Here is an 8,563-nt window from a genome sequence, read left to right on the forward strand (position 1 = left end):
CCTGGCTCTCTTTTTTTTCATAATTTTCTAATCCAAAATTCTTAGCTAATTCTCTGGATTGGCTTTTCTTGAACCTGCCCAAAGGAAATAGAACATAGGGTAATATATCCTGGTTTAATCTATAAAGAAAGTAAGATTGATCTTTGTTTTCATCTATTCCTCTCTTCAGTAAAAACCTCTTGCTCTTTTGGTCATATTCATTAATAGCATAATGCCCGGTGGCAATATAATCTGCACCTAAAGATTTTGCTTTTTCTAATAATAAGCCAAATTTTATTTTTAAATTGCAGATTACACAAGGGTTGGGGGTCCGACCGACCAAATATTCTTGGCAAAAATAATTAATCACCAATTTTTTAAATTCTTTAATAAAATCCAAAACATACCAGGGAATTTCCAGCTTTTGAGCTACCCGACCGGCTGCTTCTAAATTTTCGTCACCATCGTCGCCATCATAAAGACGCATAGTAGCACCAAGAACTTCATAACCTTCCTCTTTTAATAGGGCAGCCGCCAGAGAGCTATCTACGCCTCCGCTCATTGCTACTACTACTCTGCCTGTGCATGCCGGTCTTTTTTTAAAATCTTTAGACATAATAATTTATTCTCTTACTTTTTCTTTATTTCTTAATTTTCAAACCCTTAAAATTTCTAATTCTTCTTCTCTTAATGGTTTTACTTTCCTAGTTTTTGCCAATTCTTTAGATGCACTATAATAATTAATATAGACTTCTTCGTCTTCCTCTTCATTTCTATCACAATATCTGGCTGTAATCTGACAAGATTTATCAATAAAATCATTATTCAGTTTAAATCCTTTTTTTATCAAAGAAATGGGGCCTTTTAAATTTTTAGCTTTAAAGAGAAAATCCCCCTCTTGGAAAAAATCTTTTAGCTGTTCGTTCTCCTCTTTATTTCTCCCTACTACTAATTTAATATCTCTACCTAATCTAAAGTGTCGACCTAATTTTAAAAGCTCTATCTCTTCTAAAAAATATTTTTCTTGATTAAACAAATCTCTTAACCTTTTAGAAAACCCTGGCTCAGTTAATTTACAACCGCCCGCTGGGGAAGGATAGTCCTTTAAATTCATTTTAGCAGCTAATTCCATCTGTCTTTTTCTGGAGCGACCAGAAATATTCAACAATTTATTTTTGTTTACTAATCCTTCTTTTTCCGGGATAGTCTCTGGTAATAATAAAGCTGATAATGGCCGAAGAATTCTGCCTTTAAACCCTGATTCTGTTTCTATTAAACTTAAACTATTTCTGTTCTGAGACATAGGTCTTTCTCCTAAAACTTCACCGCTTAAAATGAAAGAAGCTCCTATCTTGGTCATATATTCTCCGGCCTTTTTAAACATAAGAGTATGGCAGTCTATGCAGGGATTCATATTCTTTCCGAATCCATGTATAGGATTTTCTAAAATTTCTAATATCTCTTTAGTAATATCTATAATTTCTAAATCCATATCCAGGCCTTTTGTAGCTATTAAAGCTTCGTCTAAACCAAAAAAAGGAGTTTTAAAATTAACTCCTTTTACCTCTATCCTTTGCTCCTGGATAAGCTTTACTGCTAAGATGCTATCCAAACCACCAGAAAATAAAGCTACTGCTTTTATCTTATCTTTCATCTTTTTGTTCCTTTTTAATATTTTGAGTAATTCTACCTAAATCTTGCAAAGAAGTGGTGTCTAAAGTTTGATTTATCTTTTGAGTGATCAGCTCTAATAATACTCTAATGGCACAATCTTCTACTTTATTACATTTTTTTGGCGTACTTTTCTTAATTTTTCTACCAGTTAGAATACAGTCAGCTAAAACTATTGGTCCCTCAACTGCTCTAATTATGTCACCAGCATTAATCTTATTAGCTTCTTTAGCTAATAAATATCCCCCACCTGCACCTCTGGTACTTTTTACTAAATCTGCTTTCTTTAATTTATTAAATAGTTGTTCTAAATATTGCCGGGAGATCTCTTGTCTTTTAGAAATATCTCTTAAAGAAATCGGCATTAAATTATTATATTGATTTTGCACCAAATCTATCATAGCTCGAAGTGCGTACCTTCCTCGAGTAGATAATTTCATTCTCCTTACTCCTTATTTTAATTTGACTTTACTGAAAAATTATATTATTTATGACTATTCTTGTCAACTTTCTTGAAATCTTTGTCTATTCTGTTATCTTCGGATACCTACCGGGAATTATACAGAAATTAGATTATTTAAAAATCTTAGAGATAGATGTAATCTGGTTGTGCCTAATCTATAAATCTCCCAATAACGATAATGGCTATGATATCAGTGATTATCAGGATATTATAGATAATTTTGGTACAATGAAAGATGTGGAAAAACTCTTAACCGAAACATACAATCGATCCTATTGATTTTTAAAATAAAAAAGGAGCAGATTAATTGAATCTGCTCCTTTTTTATTAATATTATTTTACTTTCCTTTTCTAATCTTACTCACAAGTTATTGCTTCTACTGGACAATCATCGGCAGCCTGTTTGCAAGATTCAATCAAATCTTCAGGTATCTTACTAACCTTTACAGTTGCAATACTATCTTTTACCTCAAAGACTTCAGGGCAGGTGTCTTCACAAAGTCCGCATCCAGTACATAAATCTTTATCGATTACAGCTTTCATTTTATATCTTCCTCCTTCTATATATAATTGCCAACTTTGAAATTTATTCGATAACTAAGAATAAGTCCAATAAAACCTCAATTTTTGTTTTTTTTACCATCATCAATCAATATTTGCTTGACTATTTTATCAAATAATTCTTCTTATTAAAAGAAAAATTATCTACAATGTTAGAAGTATACCTTAAAAATAGACAAATTTCAAGTTTTTTACTAATCTTTTTTTATATTTCATCAATAAATTTTATATCACATATTCCATAAAATCTTCAGCTAATAAAGTTTGAGGAAATATACTCTGAGCCTCGGCAAGTAAATCCTTTTCGCTTATTACCGATTTATTATCATTTGAACTATATCGAGGGCTAATATGGGTTAGTATAAGCTGTTTGACTTGTGCCTCTTTAGCTACCCTGGCAGCCATTGTCGTGGTGGAATGAAAATTTCGTTGAGCAATTTCCTCTTCCTGCTGAGAGAAAGTTGCTTCGTGAATTAAGAGGTCAGCATCTTTTGCTAAGAATACTGAATTCTCACCATAGGTAGTATCACCACAAAAGACTATCTTTCTACCTTTTTCAATTTTGTTTAAAAAATTCTTACCTTGAAAGATTCTTCCATTGGGTAATTCAAGTGTTTTACCCTCTTTTAGAGTACGATAAATTGGACCAGGAGGGATATTCAATCGGCGGGCCTTATCTATTAAAAAATGACTCCTATCCTTTTTTTCTTCGACAGAATAGGCATAAGTTTTAATATTGTGATTTACTTCTGTGTATCGAACTATATACTCCTCATCTTCCCAGATTATTCCTGCTGATAAATTTGGTGGAATAATTTTTATCTCAATGTCATAAGGGATATAAGTTTTGGTTATATTTAGGGTTTCTTTTAAATATATATCGAGATCTTCGGGACCAAATATTTGAACTTTTTGCTGAATTTTTCCGCCCCTTAAACCCCGGGAAGCTAATAGCCCAGGAAGTCCAAAAAGATGGTCTCCGTGTAAATGGGAAATAAATATTTTCTCTAATTTAGATAATTTTAAAGAGGTTTTTTGGATTTGTTGTTGAGTGCCTTCTCCACAATCCCACAACCATAACTTATTACTGTTAATAAAAATAAGGGCAATGGAAGTCACATTACGTTTTAAAGTAGGCATCCCCGAACTAGTGCCTAAAAATATAACTTTCACCAAATATCACCTAATTTCTTTCTCTTATCTTGCACATTCAGTAATTTCGCCTTTTATAATTTCTATACCATGTGGTAAGGCTTTTAATATTATTTCTAAAGATTCTTCTACTCCTTTGGGGCTACCCGGTAAATTTATAATTAAACTTTTTTTTCTAATTCCGGCTACTCCTCGAGATAATATCGCTCGATTTGTCTGCTTAAAACTTTCACTTCTGATTATTTCACTGATCCCGGGGACTTCTTTCTCAATTACTGCTAAGGTGGCCTCTGGAGTGACATCTCTTTTTCCTAAACCTGTCCCTCCGGTAGTTAAAATTAAATCCAGGTGTAATTTATCAACTGCTTTTATCAATTCATCTTGAATAATTTCCTCTTCGTCAGGGATAATTCGATAATATTTAACTTCCCCCTCAATCTTCTTAACTATCTCCTCAATTACTTTTCCACTTCGATCTTCTCGCTCTCCCCGTGCCCCTTTATCACTTATGGTCAAGATACCTACCTCAATCATTCTGTTAACACCTCAATTTCATCTCCGACTTTTACTTTTCCACCTTTTAAAACTCTAGCAAAGATGCCTTCGCGAGGCATTACACAATCTCCTATCTTTCTCCTTATTTCGCAATCATAATGACATTCTTTTCCAATCTGGGTAACCTCCAATAGCACTTCTTTTCCAATTTTTAACTTTGTCTCTAAGGGAAGTTTGGGTAAGGTTAGACCTTCTATAGTTAAATTCTCAGCAAAATCCCCGAAAGATAATTGATAACCCTTATCACGCATCTTATTTATACTTTCAATTCCCAAAAGGCTAATTTGCCGATGCCACTTGCCAGCATGAGCATCACCTTTTAAACCAAAATCTTCAATGAGCAAACCTTCTCTTATTTCTGTCTTTATGGTTCCTTTCTTTTTACTCTGACAGACTGCCAAAATTTTCCCTTTCATTTTTTTATTCATTATATATGTTTCATCTCCTATTTCCAATTTATCTGGGTAAACATTTAATATCTAACCGGAATGATTTTGATTTAGATAATGTCCACTCTTACCTCCTGCTTTTTCTATCAAACGGATGGCTTTTATGGTCATCCCTCTATCTACTGCCTTACACATATCATAAATAGTAAGACCAGCTATGGCTACCGCAGTTAAAGCCTCCATTTCTACCCCGGTCCTGCCTATGGTCTTGACCTTAGATTTTATGATAATTTTATGTGCCTCTTCATTAATTTTAAAATTAAGATCCACGCTGGTAAGCATTAAAGGATGGCACATGGGAATAATTTGACTAGTCTGTTTGGCCGCCATAATACCAGCAACCTGAGCTACTGCTAAAACGTCTCCTTTGCTAATTTTCCCCTCATTAATTAGTCTTAAGGTTTCAGGTCGCATAACTATTTCACCTTCGGCAATTGCTATTCGCGCAGTGTCCTCTTTGTCTCCCACATCTACCATACGAGACCTTCCTTCTTCATTAAAGTGGCTCAACTCTTTTGCCTCCATCTTATCAACCTCCCACTCGGGACATTTTAAAAGATAGGCTATTGGATATCCCTTCTTTAATTTTATGACCTTTTGGTTTTAATTTTACTGCCAGCTCTATTTTATTCCTTATTACCTTTCTTCTTAGAATTTGATCTTCCCCACGGTTACCCACCTCTCTAAGGGCTTTTTTGAGATCAATTTCTTGATTAGAAAAAAGACAAGGTCTTATCTTCCCCTCAGAAGTTAGTCTGATTCGATTGCAAGTTTGGCAAAAGTGCTGGCTCAAGGCAGTAATAAAACCGATGGTACCTTTACCACCTTCAATCTGATAATATTTTGCTGGTCCATTGTCTGAATCTGTCTTAATAGGATTAAACGAATATTTTTTTGCCAAATTTTCTTTAATATCTAAACCTGAAATAAATTTGTCCTTATAATTATCTATAATCTCTTCTAAAGAAGGCATCAGTTCGATAAAACGAATACATAATGGTCTTTCTAAAGCTAATTTTACAAAATTTTCTACTTCCTCGTCATTAATTCCTCTGATTAGTACAGTATTAATTTTAATAGGAAGTAATCCTGCTAATATAGCAGAATCGATACCTTTTAATGCCTTTTCCAGGTCCCCTCCCTGGGTAATTTGACTATATTTATCTTTTTGCAAGGAATCCAGGCTAATATTAACCCTCTTCAGTCCTGCATTTTTCAGTTTTTCAGCATATTCAGTTAGAAAATAACCATTGGTAGTTAAAGAAATATCTTCTAATCTTTTTATTTTTTTTAATTTCTTTATAAAATCAATTATTCCTTTCCTTATTAAAGGCTCACCGCCAGTTATTCTGACTTTAGTTACTCCTAAATCAACTGCTTCGTTAATAATTTCTATTATTTCTTCATATCTTAAAATCTCTGGGTGAGGAATAAAATTAAAATGTTTTTCTGGTTGGCAGTAAATACATCTATAATTACAACGATCAGTAATGGAAACCCGAAGATAAGTAATTTTTCTTCCCCAACTATCTACTAACTGACTCATCCTTTAATCACCTTTCCACTTTGCGAGAGGTCATAGCCACCTAAATTCAATACTTTTTTCTTAAACTTTTTTGAATTTACAATACTAAGTAATTTTTGTATTCTTAAAGAATTATACCTCTCCTCAGGAATAATCATATCATATCTTTCTTTGACTACCGGAATAAAATCTAAATGAAAAGCTTCAGCAGCGGATAAAATACCTAGACCAGCATCTACATTCCCTTCTGCCACAGCAGAGGCTACCATTAAATGAGTAAACTCCTCCCGAAAATAACCTTTAATATTTATAGGATTGATAGCCTTCTTACTTAATAAATAATCCAGTAAAATTCGAGTACCCGAACCTTTCTGTCTATTGATAAACTCAATATCTTTTCTGATCAAATCATTTAAATCTTGGATATTTTTTGGATTTCCTTTTTTTATCATTATCCCCTGTTCCCGATAAGCTAAATTTACTACCACCAATTCTTTTTGGGGAAGTATTTTTTTGATATAGGGGAAATTATATTCACCGCTTTCCGAGTCTAATAGATGGGCAGTTGCCAGATGTGTCCGGTTTTGTTTTAAAGCCATTAAACCTCCCATACTTCCTACATTAAAAGAAACTAACCTATAATTAGAAAAATTCTCCTGTAATTCATTTCTTAAAACATCCAAGATTAAGTCATGACTACCAGTAATTATAATATTATGCCTTATGGTATCTAAATCTTTCCAAAGTTCAACATTTACCACTTCTTCAAGATTTAAACCTTCTTTTAGCGAGGGTATACGAATTATACCATCTGCTTCCACCAAGGAAGTTATTACCCCTGCACCTCTCGGAAGTGGATAGGCCATCATTTTTTTTCCTATATTCCCTAATTTTACCCTTAAAAACTCCTCATCACCTAAACGAGAAACCACTTGGTGAGCCATATGAGCTTTAATTTTTCGTCGTTTCGACATAGTCAGGCCTAATCTTGTAAATACTAAAGGTTTTAAGAACTGCTCAGCCGATATAATGGCAGAAACCGGGTAACCAGGAAGTCCAATAAGAGGGGTCTTATTAATAATTCCCAGAATCGTGGGCTTCCCGGGCATAATGGCTACTCCATGAACCAAAACCTCTCCTAAACTTCTGATAATTTCAGGAGTAAAATCTTTCGAGCCAGCAGATGAACCAGCCAATACCACTATAATATCACTTTGCTGGCAAACTTTCTGCAAAATTTTTTTCAAATCTTCTGGGGCATCTTTAATAATTTCATATACTTTAACCTTTCCTCCCCACTCGGAAATTAAACTTTTAATTATTTTAGAATTATATTCGATAATTTTACCAGGAAGAATTTCTTCTCCTGGTTGAATCAATTCATAGCCAGTGGGTATAACTGCTACTTTGGGCTTCTTACGGAGTAAAAGTTGATTTACTCCTCCGGCCAATAAAGCTCCTAGATCTACTGGACGAATCCTTTGATTAATCGGAATAATTAGCTGATTGGCTACTAAATCTTCTCCAATATTACGGATATGCTGCCCGGGAAAGGCAGAAGAAAATATCATAATCTCTTCGATACTTCCTTCTTCTCTATCAGCAAGATCAAGAGCAATATCTTTTTTCTTTATTTCTCTCTGTTCTATTTTGCCCACCGGGTTGATATCTTCAATCTTTATTACTGCATCAAACCCGAAAGGTATGGGATTACCAGTATTTATAAAATAAAAGTCCCTATCGACTCTCAACTTACGGGGAGAAGATTCAGAGGTTTCATAGGTGTCTCTGGCTCTAACTACGACTCCATCCATAGCTGCTGATTGATAGTGGGGTGAAGATATTTTGGCAAAAACTGGTTCAGCAGTAACCCGACCTAAGGAATCTTCGGTAGAAACTAATTCTCCTTTTAGGGGCTCCGTAAATTTATACTTTAACCAACTTTTATACCATATTTTTTGAGCTTCTTTTAAAGTTAATTTATTTAAATAAATATTCCTTTTCAAATCAATCTTCCTTCTCTAATTAATTCTGTTTAATTAAAATAATTTAACCACTACTTTGCTGCCTTTTTCCAATCCCTCTATATTTAACCCGATCTTTATTAAACCTGATGCTCGCACCATCGTAGAAATCAATCCTGATTTCCCCAGAACAGGCTTAGCGTAGAACTTTTTACCCTCTTGGTGGACAAATACCCGAATATAA

General features: G+C 33.9%; 11 protein-coding genes and 1 pseudogene. 1 reads left to right on the forward strand and 11 read right to left on the reverse strand.

The annotated features are described in order from the left end of the window. From COZ07_RS00315 to COZ07_RS00325, 3 genes are all read right to left on the reverse strand, one after another. Window positions 1–595: MnmA/TRMU family protein (locus COZ07_RS00315; protein WP_406606627.1), on the reverse strand; the 595-nt coding region annotated here is incomplete at its 3' end. A gap of 39 nt (window positions 596–634) precedes the next feature. Next, complete coding sequence (locus COZ07_RS00320) at window positions 635–1,633, reverse strand: tRNA 4-thiouridine(8) synthase ThiI (protein ID WP_406606628.1); 999 nt, start codon at window positions 1,631–1,633, stop codon at window positions 635–637. Then, the gene (locus COZ07_RS00325) at window positions 1,623–2,090 is read right to left on the reverse strand and encodes an Rrf2 family transcriptional regulator (protein WP_406606629.1); all 468 of its coding nucleotides are present in this window, start codon (window positions 2,088–2,090) and stop codon (window positions 1,623–1,625) included. Before COZ07_RS00325 ends, COZ07_RS00320 begins: the two co-directional genes overlap by 11 nt. Before the next feature lie 101 nt (window positions 2,091–2,191). Here COZ07_RS00325 and COZ07_RS00330 point away from each other — a divergent pair. Then, window positions 2,192–2,383: pseudogene (locus COZ07_RS00330) on the forward strand (alpha-amylase family glycosyl hydrolase); the annotation flags it as partial. Between the two features lie 87 nt (window positions 2,384–2,470). On the opposite strand, the gene COZ07_RS00335 reads toward COZ07_RS00330, so the two are convergent. The 8 genes from COZ07_RS00335 to COZ07_RS00370 all read right to left on the reverse strand — a co-directional run bounded on the left by COZ07_RS00335 (window position 2,471) and on the right by COZ07_RS00370 (window position 8,559). Next, window positions 2,471–2,656 carry a ferredoxin gene (locus COZ07_RS00335; RefSeq protein WP_406606630.1) on the reverse strand — a complete coding sequence of 62 codons (186 nt, stop codon included), beginning with the start codon at window positions 2,654–2,656 and terminating at the stop codon, window positions 2,471–2,473. A gap of 243 nt (window positions 2,657–2,899) precedes the next feature. Then, window positions 2,900–3,847 carry a ribonuclease Z gene (gene rnz, locus COZ07_RS00340; protein WP_406606631.1) on the reverse strand — a complete coding sequence of 316 codons (948 nt, stop codon included), beginning with the start codon at window positions 3,845–3,847 and terminating at the stop codon, window positions 2,900–2,902. A gap of 24 nt (window positions 3,848–3,871) precedes the next feature. Next, on the reverse strand, window positions 3,872–4,360 hold the full coding sequence (mog, locus tag COZ07_RS00345) for a molybdenum cofactor biosynthesis protein B (protein ID WP_406606632.1): 489 nt from the start codon (window positions 4,358–4,360) through the stop codon (window positions 3,872–3,874). After that, window positions 4,357–4,809, reverse strand: coding sequence for an MOSC domain-containing protein (locus COZ07_RS00350; protein ID WP_406606633.1), 453 nt, complete (start codon window positions 4,807–4,809; stop codon window positions 4,357–4,359). The genes mog and COZ07_RS00350 overlap by 4 nt, the downstream gene beginning before the upstream one ends. A gap of 51 nt (window positions 4,810–4,860) precedes the next feature. Further along, the gene (moaC, locus tag COZ07_RS00355) at window positions 4,861–5,355 is read right to left on the reverse strand and encodes a cyclic pyranopterin monophosphate synthase MoaC (protein WP_406606634.1); all 495 of its coding nucleotides are present in this window, start codon (window positions 5,353–5,355) and stop codon (window positions 4,861–4,863) included. A 4-nt stretch (window positions 5,356–5,359) separates the two neighbouring features. Next, entirely contained in the window at window positions 5,360–6,376 is a 1,017-nt protein-coding gene (gene moaA, locus COZ07_RS00360) for a GTP 3',8-cyclase MoaA (RefSeq protein ID WP_406606635.1), read from the reverse strand. Next, window positions 6,373–8,361, reverse strand: coding sequence for a molybdopterin biosynthesis protein (locus COZ07_RS00365; protein WP_406606636.1), 1,989 nt, complete (start codon window positions 8,359–8,361; stop codon window positions 6,373–6,375). The genes moaA and COZ07_RS00365 overlap by 4 nt, the downstream gene beginning before the upstream one ends. A 33-nt stretch (window positions 8,362–8,394) precedes the next feature. Further along, window positions 8,395–8,559 carry a hypothetical protein gene (locus COZ07_RS00370; protein WP_406606637.1) on the reverse strand — a complete coding sequence of 55 codons (165 nt, stop codon included), beginning with the start codon at window positions 8,557–8,559 and terminating at the stop codon, window positions 8,395–8,397. Between the last annotated feature and the right edge of the window lie 4 nt (window positions 8,560–8,563).

The organism is Candidatus Infernicultor aquiphilus, from assembly GCF_002784285.1.
In the GTDB taxonomy this organism is placed as follows: Bacteria; Atribacterota; Phoenicimicrobiia; order Phoenicimicrobiales; family Phoenicimicrobiaceae; genus Infernicultor; species Infernicultor aquiphilus.